The sequence below is a fragment of the Synechococcus sp. R6-7 genome (assembly GCF_047461695.1).
Taxonomy (GTDB): domain Bacteria; phylum Cyanobacteriota; class Cyanobacteriia; order Thermostichales; family Thermostichaceae; genus Thermostichus.
The window spans coordinates 1-17,441 of sequence record NZ_JANSHS010000188.1 but is presented as its reverse complement, the minus strand read 5'-3'; the positions used below and the strand labels follow the sequence as shown (position 1 = coordinate 17,441).

At 59.5% G+C, this 17,441-nt stretch carries 17 protein-coding genes; 4 read left to right on the top strand and 13 right to left on the bottom strand.

The window, feature by feature from the left end; genetic code table 11:
- The first annotated feature begins 91 nt into the window (after nt 1-91).
- The 3 genes from NW815_RS06425 to NW815_RS06415 all read left to right on the top strand — a co-directional run bounded on the left by NW815_RS06425 (nt 92) and on the right by NW815_RS06415 (nt 2,134).
- The gene (locus NW815_RS06425) at nt 92-310 is read left to right on the top strand and encodes a hypothetical protein (RefSeq protein WP_414331694.1); all 219 of its coding nucleotides are present in this window, start codon (nt 92-94) and stop codon (nt 308-310) included.
- 43 nt (nt 311-353) lie between these two features.
- Nucleotides 354-1,634: an MDR family MFS transporter gene (locus NW815_RS06420; RefSeq protein ID WP_011432585.1), complete on the top strand. Its 1,281-nt coding sequence runs from the start codon at nt 354-356 to the stop codon at nt 1,632-1,634.
- 131 nt (nt 1,635-1,765) lie between these two features.
- Nucleotides 1,766-2,134 (top strand): YccF domain-containing protein, encoded by a 369-nt coding sequence (locus NW815_RS06415; RefSeq protein WP_414343163.1) that lies wholly within the window; start codon nt 1,766-1,768, stop codon nt 2,132-2,134.
- A 147-nt stretch (nt 2,135-2,281) separates the two neighbouring features.
- Here the strand turns inward: NW815_RS06415 and NW815_RS06410 are convergent, their stop codons facing one another.
- The gene (locus NW815_RS06410; protein ID WP_414390964.1) at nt 2,282-4,636 is read right to left on the bottom strand and encodes a transglycosylase domain-containing protein; all 2,355 of its coding nucleotides are present in this window, start codon (nt 4,634-4,636) and stop codon (nt 2,282-2,284) included.
- A 3-nt stretch (nt 4,637-4,639) separates the two neighbouring features.
- Nucleotides 4,640-6,556, bottom strand: a complete 1,917-nt coding sequence (locus tag NW815_RS06405) for a serine/threonine-protein kinase (protein ID WP_414415816.1) — start codon at nt 6,554-6,556, stop codon at nt 4,640-4,642.
- Nucleotides 6,557-6,687: 131 nt separating this feature from the next.
- On the opposite strand from NW815_RS06405, the gene NW815_RS06400 reads away from it, so the two are divergent.
- Nucleotides 6,688-7,605, top strand: coding sequence for a histone deacetylase (locus tag NW815_RS06400; RefSeq protein WP_414388224.1), 918 nt, complete (start codon nt 6,688-6,690; stop codon nt 7,603-7,605).
- A gap of 11 nt (nt 7,606-7,616) precedes the next feature.
- Here the strand turns inward: NW815_RS06400 and NW815_RS06395 are convergent, their stop codons facing one another.
- The 11 genes from NW815_RS06395 to NW815_RS06345 all read right to left on the bottom strand — a co-directional run bounded on the left by NW815_RS06395 (nt 7,617) and on the right by NW815_RS06345 (nt 17,293).
- Complete coding sequence (locus NW815_RS06395; RefSeq protein ID WP_414388222.1) at nt 7,617-8,336, bottom strand: PP2C family protein-serine/threonine phosphatase; 720 nt, start codon at nt 8,334-8,336, stop codon at nt 7,617-7,619.
- Nucleotides 8,336-10,078 (bottom strand): ABC1 kinase family protein, encoded by a 1,743-nt coding sequence (locus NW815_RS06390; RefSeq protein WP_414388221.1) that lies wholly within the window; start codon nt 10,076-10,078, stop codon nt 8,336-8,338. Before NW815_RS06390 ends, NW815_RS06395 begins: the two co-directional genes overlap by 1 nt.
- A complete protein-coding gene (locus NW815_RS06385) occupies nt 10,075-10,386 on the bottom strand; it encodes a DUF6825 family protein (RefSeq protein WP_414329408.1) in 312 nt (103 codons plus the stop codon). Before NW815_RS06385 ends, NW815_RS06390 begins: the two co-directional genes overlap by 4 nt.
- Nucleotides 10,387-10,528: 142 nt before the next feature.
- Nucleotides 10,529-11,254, bottom strand: coding sequence for a phycobilisome rod-core linker polypeptide (locus tag NW815_RS06380; protein ID WP_011432578.1), 726 nt, complete (start codon nt 11,252-11,254; stop codon nt 10,529-10,531).
- Nucleotides 11,255-11,311: 57 nt separating this feature from the next.
- On the bottom strand, nt 11,312-11,953 hold the full coding sequence (locus NW815_RS06375) for a HEAT repeat domain-containing protein (protein WP_414388219.1): 642 nt from the start codon (nt 11,951-11,953) through the stop codon (nt 11,312-11,314).
- A 75-nt stretch (nt 11,954-12,028) separates the two neighbouring features.
- A complete protein-coding gene (locus NW815_RS06370) occupies nt 12,029-12,799 on the bottom strand; it encodes a HEAT repeat domain-containing protein (protein WP_414415815.1) in 771 nt (256 codons plus the stop codon).
- A 73-nt stretch (nt 12,800-12,872) separates the two neighbouring features.
- Nucleotides 12,873-13,142 (bottom strand): phycobilisome linker polypeptide, encoded by a 270-nt coding sequence (locus NW815_RS06365; RefSeq protein ID WP_011432575.1) that lies wholly within the window; start codon nt 13,140-13,142, stop codon nt 12,873-12,875.
- 315 nt (nt 13,143-13,457) lie between these two features.
- On the bottom strand, nt 13,458-13,946 hold the full coding sequence (locus tag NW815_RS06360) for a phycocyanin subunit alpha (protein ID WP_011432574.1): 489 nt from the start codon (nt 13,944-13,946) through the stop codon (nt 13,458-13,460).
- Between the two features lie 140 nt (nt 13,947-14,086).
- Nucleotides 14,087-14,608, bottom strand: a complete 522-nt coding sequence (locus tag NW815_RS06355; RefSeq protein ID WP_414343171.1) for a phycocyanin subunit beta — start codon at nt 14,606-14,608, stop codon at nt 14,087-14,089.
- Between the two features lie 392 nt (nt 14,609-15,000).
- Nucleotides 15,001-15,816, bottom strand: a complete 816-nt coding sequence (trpA, locus tag NW815_RS06350; protein WP_414388217.1) for a tryptophan synthase subunit alpha — start codon at nt 15,814-15,816, stop codon at nt 15,001-15,003.
- Nucleotides 15,817-15,877: 61 nt separating this feature from the next.
- Nucleotides 15,878-17,293, bottom strand: coding sequence for an ABC transporter substrate-binding protein (locus NW815_RS06345; RefSeq protein WP_414388215.1), 1,416 nt, complete (start codon nt 17,291-17,293; stop codon nt 15,878-15,880).
- Nucleotides 17,294-17,441: the final 148 nt, after the last annotated feature.

Sequence of the window (17,441 nt, the reverse complement as noted above, 5' to 3'; positions counted from 1 at the left end):
AGGACTCCGTCCCGCTGACGCGATCAGCAGGTTTTGGGAAAGGTTGAAGGTTGTAAGTTGGCTCAGAAAAGGACTGGGTGTTTTGGGGCAGATGAAAAGTAGCTTAGTGCAGCTCGATTATCGAGTTTATAAGTTGGCGCGGCTGTTGAGCGAATATTTGGAGTTGGGGAAATGGGTTGCCCTGTCTGCTGGCTCGCTGGGTGAAGAGCCTTCTGGCAACGAACATCAAGCCTGGCTGCACAAATTTTCAGTTTACTTGTCAGAGCAGGCTCCTTGCCCTGGCCTCAAGGATCGGGATCCCGTAGGCTAGGTAGGCCCTCCCCTGCTGCACTCAACATCCTGCTGCACTCAACATGTGGATCCCTTCTTGGTGGCCGAAGCTCAGTTTTCAGGTTTGGCTGATCTTTATCGGTCGGCTGCTTTCCCAAACTGGAACCGGCTTTACCTTGTTTTATGCCAGTCTCTTTTTTGTGAATCAGGTGGGGCTGACCGCCACCCAAGTGGGCCTGGGGCTAGGCATTATGGCTTTTGCCGGGGTGTTTGGCCGCATCCTGGGCGGCTCGATGGCCGATGGAGCTTGGGGGCGCCGTTCCACTTTGATCCTCTCTCTGGCTATTTCCACCTTGGGGTCGTTTGGGTTTGCGCTCTCCTATGACTTCTGGAGTTTTGCCCTGGCCAATATGGCTGCAGGCTTGGGGCAGGGGTTGTACTGGCCGCCTGCGGAAGCGATTGTAGCAGATCTAACCACCCGTGAGCAGCGCAACGAAGCCTACGCTCTCAACCGTCTGGGGGATAACCTGGGCCTCAGCCTTGGGGTGGCTATGGCCAGCACGCTGGTGGCTCTGACGGGGGCCTATCGGCTCTTGTTTGTAATCGACGGTGTCACTTTTCTAATCTTTCTGGCAGTACTTTGGTTTTTTATCCGGGAAACTCGGGCGACTTGTCCGGCAGCAGAGCCTGTGTTGGCAGGTTGGAAAACCGCCCTTAGAGATCGCTCCCTTTTGGTGTTTGGCCTGTCGAATATCCTGTTCACCACCTATGTGGCCCAGCTCAGCAGCAGCATGCCCCTTTACTTCCGCAATGGGGTAGGGATCCCAGAGGTGCAAATCGGCATTTTGTTTGCCTTGCATGGGGCCTTGATCGCTCTGCTGCAGATGCCGGTGGCCCGTTGGTTGAATCGCCGGACGCGCATCCAAGGGTTGCAGGGATCCGCCCTGATGTGGGGGGTGGGATTTCTTTTGGTTTGGCTTAGCGGTCTGGCGGCGGAATTGGGGGCTCCGGCCCCGGCGGTGGCAGTCTTGGCGCTGGCGGTGCTCTCTTTGGCGTTGGTGAGCTACAACCCCTCTGCCTCTGCTTTGGTGGCGGATTTGGCGCCGGATCACTTGCGGGGGGTGTATCTGTCGGTCAACTCCCTCTGCTGGGCGGCGGGGTTTGCTCTTGGCCCAATGATTGGGGGGATGGCCTTGGACTTGCCGCAACCGTGGGCAAGCGGGTTGTGGATCTTTTGGGTGATCACCGTCAGTTGGGTTTGGGGGATCCTCCGCTTTCTGAACCGCATTCTGCCCTGCAAGGTGAATAGGGCCGCAGTGCCTCCGGTGATGGAGCCCGCTCCCCTCGGTGACGCAGAACGCTAGAGCCCAGGAAAGAAGCAGATTTTGGGATCCCAGTCTTGGCCAACAGCTGGTTAGAGTATGGATGTCGAACAGGAAGGCTAGTTCTGCTCTTGTAGCCTGCAATTTGGTCTCAACGGTGGAGGATCTGAATCATGAGCTTGATTGGCAACATCATCTGGCTAATCTTCGGGGGTTTGCTGACAGGTTTGGGCTACATCTTAGGAGGACTGAGCCTTTGCCTGACAATCATCGGCATTCCCTTTGGCTGGCAGAGCATCAAACTGGGGTTTGCAGTGCTTGCCCCCTTCGGAAAGGAAGTGGTGGAGTATCCCGATGCCAACAGCCCGCTGCTGCTGATCTTTAACGTCATCTGGCTATTGCTGTTTGGCTGGCCGTTGGTGCTTAACCATCTCTTCTGGGCTGTGATTCTGGCAATCACCATTGTTGGGATCCCCTTTGCCAAACAACACATGAAGTTAATTATTTTGTCGTTGTTGCCCTTTGGCCGAGATCTGCGCTGAGAAAGTGGGTGAACCTAGATTGTGGGTTTATTGAGGGGTACGGCCAAACTGGTTATTAGGCATTTCTCACTTGGGATGCAGGAGAGTTTTCTGTCGGGTTGTCAGGATTTGGGGTTGCCAATTGCCAAGGCTGCTCTCGGAGTTGCTCTATTGAACCATCGTCAAACTATTGGTAATGACTTGCCTCGTGTAATTTCCCCAAGTTTGAGCAGCTATGCTGCTGCTTCCTCGTGTTGGGCTGGAGTCATCATTGCCCAACCAAACGCCGGTCACCAGAGGAGGGTTGGGCGTGTAGCCGATAAAGAGCAGATCCTTGTTGGCGGTGGTGGTGCCGGTTTTACCGGCTTCTCCAATGCCGAGCCGGGCAGCAGTGCCGGTGCCGGAGCTGATCACCCCTTGCAGTACGGCTGTCATCTGTTGGGCGACGGTTTCTGGCAGGACAAGTCGCTGAGAGCGGGGATCCTCCCGACCAGGGTAAATCTCACGGCAGGTGCGAAAGTCGTTGGGGTTGGCGCAATCGCTGCTATCCAAGATGCGGCGGATGGTGTGGGGCCTTGACCAAAGGCCACGATTGGCAAAAGGAGTGAAGGCTGCTGTCAACTCCAGCAAGTTCACCTCCATGGTGCCAATCACCATAGAAGGATAGGGTTGCAACGGCGATTGGATGCCCATTTGCCGGGCCGTCGCCACCACTTGCTCTAGACCTACTTGTTGGGCCAACCGCAGGGCAATCACGTTTTCGGAGAGGATCAGGCCGCGGGCCAAATCCATAGGGGCCGATCCCGAGCGACAGCCCCGAAAGGTGAGGTTGCCCCAGGTGAGGGGCTCGCAAGACAACACTTGGGAGAGAGGGATCCCCTGGGTGAGGGCAGCCGCATAGGTGAACACTTTGAAGGTGGAGCCCGGCTGCCTTTGAGCTTGGGTAGCCCGGTTGAAGGGGCTGGCGTTGTAGTCGATCCCGCCCACCAAAGCCAGCACTTCGCCGTTGCGGCTGTCGAGACTGACCAAAGCGCCTTGGCTGAAGCCCAAGCGGGATCCCGACTCGCGCACCGTTTGGGCCAGGACTTGCTCTGCCAAACGCTGGTAGGGCAGATGCACCGTGGTTTCGATGATGAAGTTGCCCTCTGCCGAGAGGTCTTGGCCCAAGAGCTGCCGCAGCTCCTGGAAGACAGCGCTGTAAAAGTAGGGAGCAACTGTCATGGTTTGGGAGCGCAAATTGGGGTTGAGGGTGAGGCGACTGCGCCGGGCCCGCCGAATCTCCTCTTCGGGGAAGACTTTCAGCTCGCTCAGGCGATCCAAAACCCGATCCCGGCCCCGAACGGCGGCATCATAGTTGGCGACGGGGTTAAAGGCGTTGGGCGCGGGCAAAATGGCCGCCAAGGTCGCAGCTTCGGAAAGGCTGAGCTGGCGGCTTGGGATCCCGAAATAGAACTGGGCGGCAGTCTCAAAGCCGTAGATGCCGTTGCCCAGGTAAACATTGTTGAGGTAGAGAGCGAGGATTTCGTCTTTGCTGTAGCGCTGTTCCAGCTTCAGGGCAGCGACGGCCTCCCGCAGCTTGCGCCCAAAGGTATTGCCGGAGCCGGTGTAGTCCCGCAGCACGGTGCGGGCCAGTTGTTGGCTGATGGAGCTGCCCCCCTGCTGCACTTCCCCCGAGCGCAGGTTCACCCAAAAGGCGCGGGCAATGCCCAGCAGATCCACCCCAAAGTGGGAGTAAAAGCGGTGATCTTCGGCGGCGACCACCACCTTGGGCAGAATTGGGCCAAAAGCTTCTAGGTTGGGCAGCTCCCGGTAGGTGTCCCCCTGATGGCGGCGCAGCTCCGTCTGCTGATCCCCGGCCAGGACGATCAGGGGGTTGCGATCTGCGGAGAGGGGTGGCTCCACTGAGAACTTGCTCCACTCATGGCCGATCCAAATCCTCGCCCCCAGCCCCAAGACCACCATCAGGATGAGGCAGCCGCGCACCCCATACACCTGTGGTGGGGGTGGATCCAGCACTTGAATCCAGACGCTCTCCGGATCCCGAGGCGGGCCAAGGCTCAGTTGCTGGCCATGCCGCAAGATCACCCGGCGCACCCGCTCGGCGCCACCGAAGGGTTTGAGGCGGAAAACGCCGTTGGTCGAGTCTTGATCTTCTAGCTGGTAGCGACCGGCATTCCACCCCAGCCAGTAGAGAATAGGGGGCAACGGGATCCGCCAACCCAGACCGGGCAGGCGCCAATCCGGGCGGGGACGGATGTGGGCGTGGAGATGGCTCACCGCGGGGGCAGGGATGCGAATGGTGGCCACCGTCTGGCTGCGACCGAGAATGTCGGATCCCTTCAGGGCAACCACCTGGGGGGGCTCTCCTGGGCAGGTAATCCGCAGGCGCACCGGGCGCTTGGGGGGAGGAGGTTCGGGGGGTTTGAGGAGAGCTGTAGGCCCGACAGGGAAAGGCCTCGCCAGAGTTTTGAAGAGGCGAGCGACGGTGCTCAACAGCGGCTTTTTGTCTTCAGAAGCAGACATGGCTCAGTCCCCCCGCAATTCGCGCGCACGGCGCAGCAGCTCCTGCATGGTCTGGCCGGGACGAGGGCCGCCTGCTGCTGAATTGAGGTTACGGGCCTTAGGAGGCCGGGCAACAGGGGCAGCCGGGGGTAGGGTAGGAAAGGAGGGGGAAGGTGGTGGAGCACCGCTGGGCAGCGTGGGATCCCAGAGGGCCATGTAAAGATGGCCTTGGGCGTTGCGTTCGATCCTGCCGGCCCAGGGGCCAACGCGGAATTGCACTCGCCCGGAACGTCCCTCGCGCACAGCCTGCAGTTCTCGCTGCAGTTGAGCAGGCAAGGGGGCTTGCAGCATATCCTCCAAGAGTCCTTCCACTTGCGGGGTGGGTACGCCATCGGTGACGGTGGCTTCGGTTTGCCGCAGGGCCAGACTGGATGCGTCGTAGAGCAGGCCCAGGTTCACCCCGCCAAGGCGATACAGGTCATACACGGTATTGGGCCAAGCGCCCTGCCCCTGCTGGTTGGGGGATCCCAGGCTGGCTCGTACCGTCTCGCGGGAAGTCTCCAGGGGAAAGGCGCGAAACACCGGCTCGCTCCTGTTGTAGGGTTCCAGCTCCGGCGCGGGATCCCGCCGTTTGCTCCGCTCTGAAGCCAAAACAAGGAACTCAGGGATCCCCTCCAGCGGCGGCTCCTCGCTCGAACCACTCTCCTCAGACAGGGGATGGGCATTCTCTGGGGCAATGGGATCTTCCACTGCCGGACGAGATCCTGGCCCGGAAACACGGGGGGCCGAGGGGCGCTGCAGCAACTGTCCCCATTGCCAACTCACCAAAACCCAGCCCAGCAGCCCGCCCATCAGAAAGGGAATCAGGCGCACCCAAAGCAGGGATCCCCCGTTCTCGACCTCCGTGGCCGCCGTCAGGGGCCTGAGCCGCAGAGTACCGGCTGTAACCAAGGACGGCGCAGCGGCAGGGAGACCTCCAGAAAGTGGGCCAGAGGCAGCCTCTTCCGACGAGGCGACTGGGACCTGAGGGGCAATAGATCCCTGTGCTCTGGCTTGAATGTGCTCCAGCTCCGCCAACACATTGGCCACCGACTGCGGGCGGGCGGCAGGATCTTTGGCCAGGCAACCGAGGATCAAGTCAGACAAACCGGCGGGCAGCGCGAACTTCAATCCCAGATCTTCCAGAGGAATGGGGCGGCGCTTGTGGTGGGCCTGGTACCAGCCCGGGAAAGATTCGGTGGTGGGCTTGAGGGGCATCTGGCCAGACACCATCTGGTACAGCATGATCCCGAAGCTGTAGATATCGGAACGGGCGTCCAGCGGCAACCCTTCCAGCTGTTCCGGGGAAGAATAGGCCAGCGTTCCCAGGTAGGCATGGGTAAAGCTCAAAGATTCATGGCTGTTGAGCAGCTTGGCAATGCCGAAATCCACCAGCTTCGCCAGTTCCCCAAAACTGTCATCGGCCACCACGATCACATTGGCCGGCTTCAAATCGCGGTGGATCACCTGTACCCTTTGCCCTTCCATGAGGATCCCCTCGTGGGCTGCTTTCAACCCCAAGCCAATTTGACGGGCCAGCCGGAAGAAGCGCTCCAAAGGCAAAGCCCCCGCGGCCAGAATATCCTTGAGGGTCTTGCCGTTCAGGTATTCCATCACATAGAAGGGCACCTCATCGGGGGTAATACCATAGTCATTGACTTTGACAATGTGCAGGCTTTTTTGGCCCAAAGCCGCGCAGGCTTTCGCTTCCCGTTCAAAGCGCAGGCGGGTGCGCTGATCCATTGCCGGCTGGGAAAGCAGCTTGACAGCCACTTCCACCCCACCAAAGAGCAAATCTTGAGCCAAATAGACTCGCCCCATGCCTCCCTGTCCCAGCAGATGTACGAGTCGATAACGCTGAGCCAAGAGGCGGCCCAAAAAGGGATCCGACGCAGTAAACATAGGGAATCGCGGCGGTACGGAGAACAGGTTTGCAAGAGTCTCGAAGGGATCCGGCAGGAGCGGGCTACCTCTACCATAAGCACTGGAGCCGTCATAGGCCATGCTCGCCGCCGTCAATCCAGTTGCCCTTGATGTCTTTGCCAATTGTTTACCACCCCGACTACAGTGCCCCCCTGCCGCCGGACCACCGCTTTCCCATGCCGAAATTTCGCCTCTTGCAAGAGCTGCTGCTGCGGGAAGGGGTGATCCGCCCCCAGCAAGTGCACCACCCTGAGCTGCCCCCTCTCGCCTGGATTGAGTCGGTACATACCCCTGAGTACGTCAGGGCCTACTGTGAGGGATCCCTGGAGGCCAAGCTGCAGCGGCGCATCGGCCTGCCCTGGAGCCCGGAGCTGGTGCAGCGCACCTGTCGAGCGGTGGGGGGTACCGTCTTGACCGCCCAATTGGCCCTGCGCCACGGCCTGGCCTGCAACACCGCCGGCGGCACCCACCATGCCTTCCCCGCCTACGGCTCCGGCTTTTGTATCTTCAACGACCTGGCCATTGCCGCCCAAGTCTTGCTGCAGCAAGGGCTAGTGCAAAGGCTCTTGATCGTGGATTTGGATGTCCACCAGGGAGATGGCACTGCTTGGATCTTCCGCTCCGAGCCGCGGGTGTTCACCTTTTCCATGCACTGCGAGGCCAATTTCCCCGCCACCAAGCAGCAGAGCGACCTGGACGTGGCCCTGCCGGTAGGCATGGAAGATGAAGCCTATCTCCAGACTTTGGCCGACCACTTGCCCGATCTGTTGGCTCAGGTGCGACCTGACCTGGTGCTCTACGATGCCGGTGTGGATCCCCACGAGGAAGATCTCCTGGGCAAGCTGGCCCTTAGCGACCAGGGCCTGTTTCGGCGGGACATGCAGGTGCTGAACACTTGTCTAAAGCAGGGCTATCCTGTCGCCTGCGTCATCGGCGGCGGCTACGGCAAAGACCTCGACCGCCTCGTGTATCGCCACTCCCTGCTGCACCGGGCTGCCAGCGAAGTGTACCGCCAATACCGTCTCTAGCCGGGGGCAAACTAGGCGTATTCGGCAATCACCACCGTGATGTTGTCTCGCCCGCCCCGCTCTTTGGCCGCTTCGATGAGTTTTAGAGGAAGCTGCTCCAAATCTTCCACCTGCAGGCAATACTCGATGATCACTTCGTCGTCTAACTCCTCCGTCAGGCCGTCGCTACACAACAGCAGGCGATCCCCCGGACGCACGGTAATCGGCTGCACAGAAGGCGGCCCGGCATCAGGCCGGCCCAGGCAGCGCTCGAGAATATGTCGCCAAGGGTGAATCCGGGCCTGCTCATAGGTCAGCTCCCCCAGTCGAATGGAGCGAGCCACTAAGGTGTGATCTTCGGTCATTTGCTGCATTTCGGATCCCCGTAGGCGATAGAGGCGAGAATCGCCAATGTGAGCACTCCAGCAGTTGCCTTTGGGATCCACCATGGCCACCACCACCGTAGTGCCCATGTCTGCCCGCTCTGGATTTTCCCGCTGATCCTTGAGGATGGCACTGTTGGCTGCTTCTACGGCTTCGCTGAGCAACCGGGGTGCCGGCACGTTTTTCCAGCCTCGATCTAGATATTCTCGGATGGTCTCGACAGCCAACAGGCTGGCTGTAGCCCCGGCAGCATGTCCTCCCATACCATCGGCAACAATAAAATAGCGCCCCTCCGGATCGCAGTAGTAGGCATCCTGATTGCTGCTGCGGATCTTGCCGGGATCCGTAGCGCAGGCATATCGTCGCATCACATCAATCGCTCTGACCGATTCAACCTTAAGAGTACTCTGATTAAAGCAAGAGCAGCGAGGGCAGCCAAAACCAAAGTGATAACCGTTAAGGTAGCATGTCCGGCCAAAAAGAGCTGAGTTGCGCTCAAAAAAAAGGCCGCAAACAACACCCCGTAAATGACTCCCAGCCCGGTGTTGTTCAGCTTGCGCAGCAAGCGCTCCGTCTCGCTGGATCGCACCCGCAGGCGCAGCTCCCCTTGTTCTATCTTGCTCAAGGTCGACTCGATCCGGCGCGGCAAGCTGAGGCTGCTGCTGGTGAACTCAGCCGCTTGACGGCCAACCTGGGCCAAGAGGGTCTCGGTCTCGCTTCCGTTTAAACTCATCAGCTCCTCCGCAAAGGGTTTGGCCACCTCCATAAAGTCGAACTCCGGATCCAACCCTTTCCCCAATCCCTCCAGCGTGGTCAGGGCCCGCATCACAAAGGTGAAGGTAGCCGGAAAACGAAACGGCTGATCGTAGGCCAGCTCGTAAAGGTCTTCGCTAATGGCCGCCACCGAGATTTCTCCCGAGTTGCTGGAAAAGGGTTTGTCCATAAAGTGATCCAGCATGTACTGCACCGAGCGGCGCACCGGAGCCAGATCGGCGGTGGGCACCAGCACCCCCAGTTCCACCAGCGAGGCCACCACCTGATCGGCATTTTTGGAGACCACACCTGCCAGCGTGCCCATCAGCTTTTCTTTCACATCGGAGGGCAGGCGGCCCATCATGCCGAAGTCGTAGAAGATCAGCGTGCCATCGGGCTTCACGGCAATGTTGCCGGGGTGGGGATCGGCGTGAAAAAAACCATCCTTGAGCAGTTGCCGCAGATAAGCCTCTGCCCCCAGACGAGCCAAAACCTTGCGATCCAACCCTGCCGCACTCAAGGCTTCGTAATCGCTGATTTTGATCCCCGGCAGGTATTCCAATGTCAACAGGCGAGGAGAGGTGTAACGCCAATACACTTTGGGAACAGCAATTTGCGGCATATCCCGAAAGTTGCGACGGAAGGTATCGGCATTGCGGCCCTCATTGAGATAATCCACCTCTTCCCAGAGGGTGCGCCGACACTCTTCGTAGATGCCGATCCAGTCGCGGCCCGGCCCGCCCCAAGAGGTGCGATACTGAAAGAACTCGGCAATCCCACGGCAGATCTCCAAATCGATGGTGAACAGCCGGGTCAGCCCCGGACGCTGCACCTTCACCACCACCTCTTCCCCGGTTTTGAGCTTGGCGCGATGCACCTGCCCCAAGCTGGCAGCGGCCAAAGGGGTGGGATCAAAGTAGCTGTAGATTTGGGTTATCGGCCTGCCCAGCTCCTGCTGCACAATTGCCGCCACCTGTTCGTAGCTGAAAGCAGGCACCCGATCCTGCAGCTTGGAGAGCTCCTCGACATATTCCGAGGGGAAGAGATCGGCGCGGGTGGAGAAAAACTGCCCCACTTTAATAAAAGTAGGGCCTAAGTTAAGCAGCGTTTCGCGGATCCAAATGGCTCTGGCCCGGCGGCGCTGGGCCTTTCGCTCGGGCGTGGGTTGTCCCCCATAGCTCCAAGCCTGCTGATCCAGCCAAAGGTAAAACAGCCAGGTGAGCACAAATCGCCAAATGTCCAGCATGCGGCCCTGGCGATTATAGTTCTCCCGGGCCCAACGGTAGGCAGTATAGGGCTTGACGGGTTGTGATCCCAAAGAGGTTGAAGCCTGGGATCCCAGTGTGCTGGCACTCAAGCGTTTCGACTCCGATATTTCTGCAACTCGGAGCGCAACTGCGCCACTTCTGCCCGCAAGTCGTCCAGAGTTGCCTGCAGATCTTCTGTCTGGAAAGGAGGCGGCACCCTTTCCTGAGCGGCCACGGATGCTTCTGCCTCAGCTCGGGTCATGACATCCTGGGCAAAGGTTTGCCAGCCCTCCTGCAGCTCGGCCCACACCTTGCCCACTTCTCCGGCAATATCGGTGAGGGCGCTTTCCAAACGCTCCCGTAGGACATCCGCCACAGCCTTGCCGACAAAAAAAGCCCGCACAACCGGATTCTTCATGCGACCCAAGTGTTAAGAAGCATCACCAGGATTATAACGAATCTTGCCCCAGGCACAGCGGCAGGCCGACCCATCCGAACAGCCTCGGATCGATCGGCCCGGCAGAGCCCGCAAAGGGTTGTCCCCGGAAGCTTGCCCAGTCCTAGCGGCGGCTGGTGGTCATGTCCGGGATCTTCAGATCGAAGACGCTGATGTTTTGCCGCGCTGCCGGCTTGGGATTGAGCATGCGGGCCATGTTGAGGAAGTTTTCTGGATCCCCGGGTTTGGGAGGACGGGTGAGACGATAGGTGCGCACCACTTCCCGCGTCGAGCGCTTCACGCCGGAGACATCGCGCCAACGAGCTCCATAGCGGGGGGTTACCAGGTTGGCGGGCTTTTCCGACAGGCGACGGCGTTGGTAAGGCACCACATCGTCCCCAAAGGCGGCATTGTACTCTTCGCTATCCACCACAGCGTCGATGAAGCCATCTAGCCCCTTGGTGGCAACGATGATGGAGTACTTGATGCGCTCCTGTTGGCTGTAGGTGGGCCGACCCAAAAAGCGCTGGAAGGTGACCTCGATGAAGCGGTAGTTGTCGTTGGGAACCATGACCAGATCCCGGTACACCTCCGACTTGCCCAGGCCGCGCACAAACTCTTTGACCGAGATCGCCCCGTTGCGCAATTGGGACTCCAGAGCTTTTTGCCGATAACTCTCCAGCATCAGATGCTCGCTGAAGATCTGGCGATAGGCAGCGCGAATGATGTTGTCGATACCTGTCGGGTCGTCAGGACGGTAGACGGGCGGGGTTTCGTCGCTGGGCACAAAGTAGCGAGGCACCCGCTCATTTTGGGTGGTGGGGCGATCGGCAAGCAACGGAAGAGACATAGGTGGTGCTCCTGAAAAAACGAGAAAAACCGAGAAAGACACACTAGAGCAGAGAAGCTAAGGCTCGGCAGCCAATTCCTGCCAGCTCATCTGGGCGCGGAGAGGGATCAGAGGATCGGCATCTTCCAGGGCCATCTGGAGCGCAGCCTCGACTGAGGGGCGCAGAGATTGTTCACCCTGGCGAGCCAAGTCCGTCAGGGATCCGACGGCGGCATAGCGGACTCCCCAATCGGCATCGGCAAGACATTGCCGCAATAGGTGCAAGGCTCGCTCTTGATCGGGCAAGGGCCGCTTGGCCGCCACCCGTCCCAGCCCGCGGGTCGCCGCCCGTCGCACACTGGGGGCAAAGTCCGCCACAATGGCTTCCGCCAAAAAGGGGTAGGCATCCCCATGGCCAATACGGGCCAGAGCCCGCACCGAATAGGCCCGCGCCCCATAGTCAAAACCGTCAATATGGCTCAGCAAGGGCTGCACCGCGGCTTCCCCAAAGCGCAGCACCTCCTCCAGAGCAGCCTCCCCAACTGCAGGGCGATTAAACCCAAAGGCGCGAATTAAGATGGGGATCCCTTCCACTTGGCCCAAAGCGCCCAGCGCCCTCACCACCCGCAACAATTCCTCAGGCGACGTGGCCTGCTCCAACTCTGCCGCCAGTTGAGCCACAGCAGTGGGAAGCGCTTGAGCAGCCGAGGTGGAGGACATAAGCAACGAGTAGTCAAAGGTACAGTTGAAGCATCTGAAATGATCTAAATCAAAGGCACTGAGCGCCCCAAAATCCTAAAAGAGCCTCTCCAGTTGCGGAAGGATCGCTGCCGCCACCTGAGCCGGCGGCACCCACCCCAACTGAAGCGCCACATCGAACAGCCGCTTCAGAGCATTGATGCGCAGGTTGAGAGCCACGTCGGCTGTGGCCAGCAGCGGCGCCCCCGCCACCCATCCCGATTCGGCCAGGTCGAACAAAGCGGCCTGTCGTAGGCTGGAGTTGGAGTGGGCCAGTAGCGCCACCAGGATTTGGGTCAGCTCCTCGGCTTGCGTAAAGCGATAGAGCACCCAAGCCGCTGCAGAACGCACCCGCTCAGAGGGATGGTTCAAAAAGGGCCGGATCGCTGCCTCAGCCTCGGTGGCCTGAAGCTGACCCAAGGCCTCGATAAGGGCTTCCCAGGGCTGCTCCTGCTCGCGGGACTGCAACAGTGCCAGCAAGGGATCCACCGCTCGCTTGTCCCCCAATTGAGCCAAGGCATAGGCAGCCTCTTCCCGCACATGAAAGTCGGTACAAGTGAGCGCCTCGATCAAACCGGGCACGGCCCGCGCATCCCCGATTTGCCCCAGGGCCTTAGCGGCATTGCGGCGCAGAGGATAGCCCCCCAAGGCAGTGCGATCCCGCTCATCCTGCAACGCCAAAAGCAGCGGCTCTACCCCCCTTGGATCCCGAACTGTGCCCAGGTACCAGGCAGCATAGTACCGATCTTGCAAGTCATCCCCCTGCAGCCGGGCTATCGCCTGCTCCCAAGTGAGCTGCTGCGGCAGCACCGCCGTGTTGGATGCCATACGAACCGTTGCAGAGCTGTTCATGACACCTGGGCAACCTTGCCGGTAACTTCAGTCGGCCGTCGGGCCTCCCTCACTCAGCAGCGCCGTTGCCCTGAGCGGGAGAGGCATTGGCTCCCGACAAGGCAGTGACCTGCACGATTTTGCCACCCATCCGCAGAATGCGCTGCATCTCGGCAGACAACCGACTGTAGGGAACGGTGGTGCTCAGGGTGCTGCGGCGAACTTTGGCAGAGGTGGCCAGAGCATCGGGCGGGTTGAGCAGACCGGTGTACTCAACTCGGTAAACCCGGCTGCCGGCTTCTGTCAGGGCTTCAGGGCTGGTGGTGCTTTGACCAAACATCGCTTTCCCCAGGTATCTATGAGACTTCGTTTGGAAGACAGGCAAACTGACCAGCGAACAAGCCGTACCGGCTATTCTCGCGAACCAGCACGCTGCCGTTGGGCAATGCCTACAATCCAAAGGCTAACTACCCCAGACTGGAGAGCAGGCGACCAACCCAACCGGCTTAAGAGAAGCCAAGGCGCCAAACCAACCTGGAAACAGGTGGAATAGACCTCTTTGGAGCCGTCGCCTGCTCTGGAGAGACACACAATTGGAAGACAAAGAAAGAGATCGTCCACTCCCAACAAGCAGGGATCTCTGCCCTAGGATCCCCTAGCTGAGGGCGTTGATGGCGTAATCGAAGTAGATGGCAGCTTCGTTGGCCGCTTGACCGCTCAGCATGCCCAGAGCGCGGCTCTTCATGTACTGCAGAGCCACGATGTACCAGCTGGGAGAGAGGTTAAAGGAGCGGTTCACTTCCCGCAGTCCGGCCACCAGGTATTCATCGAGGGGGCCGGTGCCACCTGCAACCAGAGAATAGGTAATGAAGCGGAGGTAGTAGCCGATGTCGCGGGCACACTTGGCTTGAAACACATCGCCGTGGCCCATTTCACCCGGCTGAGTCAGGTAAGGGAACCTCTTGAACACTTCCTGCACCGCTTCCCGCACCAGAGTTTGCTGGTTGTTGGTTAGGACACGGGCCGCTTCCAGAGAAGCAGCAGCACGCTGGTAACGACCATTCACGGCCTGCAGCTCGCTGGCATTCAGAAAACGCCCTTGATTGTCAGCGGCAGCAATCGCTTCAGTGATGACGGTTTTCACCTTGCAACTCCTAAATTCATCAATTGTGTTGTTAACGAACATTCTGTAGGAAAGGCGGACTGGATCTCCACCTGCCTATCAGAAATGAAGGGATCTAACCGATCTAAAAAGGGACGACTAAGCCAGCTTCGACCCAAAGCTCAAACGATGGCGGCAGCAGCCTTATCGAAGTAGCTGGCCACTTCGCTTTGCAGCGCAGAGCAGTCGCCAGGGGTGATGCCTTTCGGATCCATGATCTTGGCCAGGGCTTCTTTCTTCATGGCAGCAATGGCATTGGCCACAGAAGTGGTGGGCACCCCCAGAGCAATGTAGGTTTCCCGCAGGCCGTTCAGGCAGCGATCTTCCAGCACAGAGCTATCCCCGGCCAAGGTGGCATAGGTGATGTAGCGCAGGATGATCTCCATGTCCCGTAGGCAGGCAGCCATGCGGCGGTTGGTGTAGGCATTGCCGCCGGGAGCGATCAGATCTGGCTCTTGAGCAAACAAAGAGCGAGCTGCATTGGTTACGATTTGGGCGGCATTGCTGGTCATGCGGTTGACAGCATCTAGGCGCTTGTTGCCCTCTGCCACCAAAGCCGCCAAACGGTCAAAGTCTTGGTCACTTAAAAAGGCACCGCGTGCATCTGCCTGAGCGATCACCCGGGTAAAAGCATCTTGCATGATGGATCTCCTTCTGGTCTTTCCAAAAAGCGATGAGCGACTGGCTGAACCTCCCAAAAGCCGAATCCCAAGCTTTTTTGCGGGATTCTCTTTGACCCCCAAAAATCAAGGATTCCGTGGCAGCAGACCCCCCACCGAACCCCTAAATTTTTAGATAGGTCAAGAACCTCTGCGACTTTCAGACAGCCGAGCATCCAGCCTAATTTTATATCGCGGGATGGATGAGTGTTTTGTGAAGATTTGCAAACCTACCAACCCCAAAATGTCTGCCTAGGCTGGGATCCCTGGACTATGGGGCGCAGCAGGGGGGAAATGGGTCTGCGGGCTGGCTCACAAAATGTAAACATTTGTTTTGAGATGGAAGCAGTCTGAGTGGGCACCTTCCTGAACAGAAGTTAACACTCTGGAGTGGTCACCTCTTGCAGGGCCGCTTTGAGGGCTCGACAAAAGTGAGCTATTTGTTGCAGTCCTTCTTCAGGCGTGGGGGCTTTGGCCAGCCGTTGCACAAATGCGCTGCCCACAATCGCCGCATCTGCTCCCCAGAGAGCGATCTGGCGGGCCTGGTCGGGAGTGGAGATGCCGAAGCCCACCCCAATCGGCAGGGGGGTTTGTTGGCGCAGTTGCTGCAGCAAAGCCGGGATCCGCTTTTCCAGGGTGGCCCGTTCGCCGGTAACGCCGGTAGTGCTGACCAAGTAGACAAAGCCACTGGACTGCTGGGCAATGCGGCCCATCCGCTCTGGGGGGCTGGTAGGTGCCACCAGCAGGATGAGGTCGATCCCTTCGGCCTGGGCTGCTTGTCGCAGGGATCCCGCCTCTTCCAGAGGCAGATCGGGGACGACCAAGCCGGCACAGCCGGCCTGCCGCAGTTGATGCAGAAAGTTGGGGATGCCGAGCTGGTGGATGGGGTTGTAGTAGGTGAACAGGATCAGGGGGGCCTGCAGCGAGAGACAGCGCAAGCCTTGTAGAATGGCGCCCAAAGTGACTCCCCGACTGAGGGCGCGGGTGGCTGCTGCTTGGATCACCGGCCCATCCGCCAAGGGATCCGAGTAGGGTACCCCCAGCTCGATAAGATCGGCGCCGCTCTGATCCAGAACCTGCAAAGCCTCAAAGGTGGTTTCCAAGTTGGGATCCCCAGCGGTGAGGTAGGGGATGAGGGCTTTTTCACCACGGCTGCGCAGCGCCTGAAAGCAGGCTGTGATCCGAGTGGGCATGGGATCCATTCGATTCTGAGGAGATTGAGAGCATCCCCCACTGTAGCGTCTGCCGGGATCCCTAGGGGAGAGGCACGAAATCGTAGCCGGTACCGGAGCGGTTGCCGGGCTCAACCCGCACCAGCACGTTGGGAGCGTTGCGGTCGCCGGAGGGCAAAAAGCGCACCTCTCCCGAAGCCCCGTCCTGGAGGAGGAAGTTGGGATCCTGCAAACGGGCCAGCACAGCGTTGCGGCTGGTGGCTCCTTGGCTGAAAGCTTGCAAGAAAACCCGGGTGGCATCATAAGCCAGAGCAGTGCGCCAATTGACCTGCCCTCCCCAAAGCTGAGCCGCCGCCTGGGCAAAGCCGCGGTTGCGAGGCACCTGAGGATGCCAGGGCACCGCCACCACCAAGCCCTCTACCGCTGCTCCCCCGTCTTGCAATGTGGTGAGGCTGAAGAGCACATCGCCGCCCAAAAGGGCAAGGGGCCTACCGGTTGCAGCGTTCTCGCGGGCTACGGCCAGCGCTTTTTCGGCTACGGAAGCCGTGGGAGCTAAAAAAGCTACCTGGGCTCCTTGGCCGACGGCCCTTTGCAGGCTGGCCTGGGGGTTGAAGTCCGACGCCGATAAGTCGAACTCCGCCAGCACGATGCCCCCTTCGCTGGTCAGGGTGGAGGCAAAGGCATCGCGCAAGCTGGAGCTGTAGGCGCTGTTGGGGTTGTAGAAGATGGCCACCCTTTGCAACCGCAACGTGTTGAGAGCATAACGGGCCAGTTGCGTGCCGGCCACTTGATCGGAGGGCACGGTGCGAAAAATGGCATCCCCCAGCATGCTGATGCGGGTGCTGGTGGAGGTGGAGGAGATCATCGCCAAGCCGGCAGGCTGATAAACCTCGGCTGCAGCCAGGGTGGCATCGCTGGTGTTATGGCCAATCACCCCCAAGATCTCAGGCTGCGCCACCAGGGCTTTGGCCACCGCCGTTGCTCGCTCAGGGTTATCGCCATCGTCGGCAATCACTACCCGCAGCAGCCGTCCTCCGATTCCCCCCTGTTGGAAAAGCTCCTCCTGAGCTTGCGCCACCCCGCGCAGGGTCTCTTTGGCGCGGTTGGGGTTGCTGGAGATGGGCACCACCACCGCCAGGCTCAAGGGACTGCCCTGCTGCTGGGCACGGGCATTGTTCAAGAAAATGCGAGCTTCCGGGTCGTTGCGGTTGCTTTGCAGCCCCATCTCCAACACCGGGATGGCTGCGCTGAGGTTACCTTGGCGCAACAGCTCTGCAGCGGCAACGGCAGCGGGACTGCTATCGGCAAACAAGGTGCGCTCGCCGCTGGTCAGGAGCAGATCTTGTGCTCCACCCCCCAACCCTGGCAGCGATACTGGCGGTAGAGAAATGCCTTCCGGCCAGCGAACATAGCCCGCCCGCCAAGCACGATGACCGCCCCAGAGGAGCAATAGCCCCAAGGCAATGTAGACAATGGGTGGTGGAGACTTGGCAACCATATTTGGCAACCATATATAGAGAGAGAAAACGCTAGCTTTTGGCCAGCAAAGACACTGCTTGTATCCTCAGGAATCCTCAAAAGTCATCTTTCCAAGGATCTCTAAGGATCTCCGACTATGCATCAGCATGAGTGCGGGAGTATGTCAC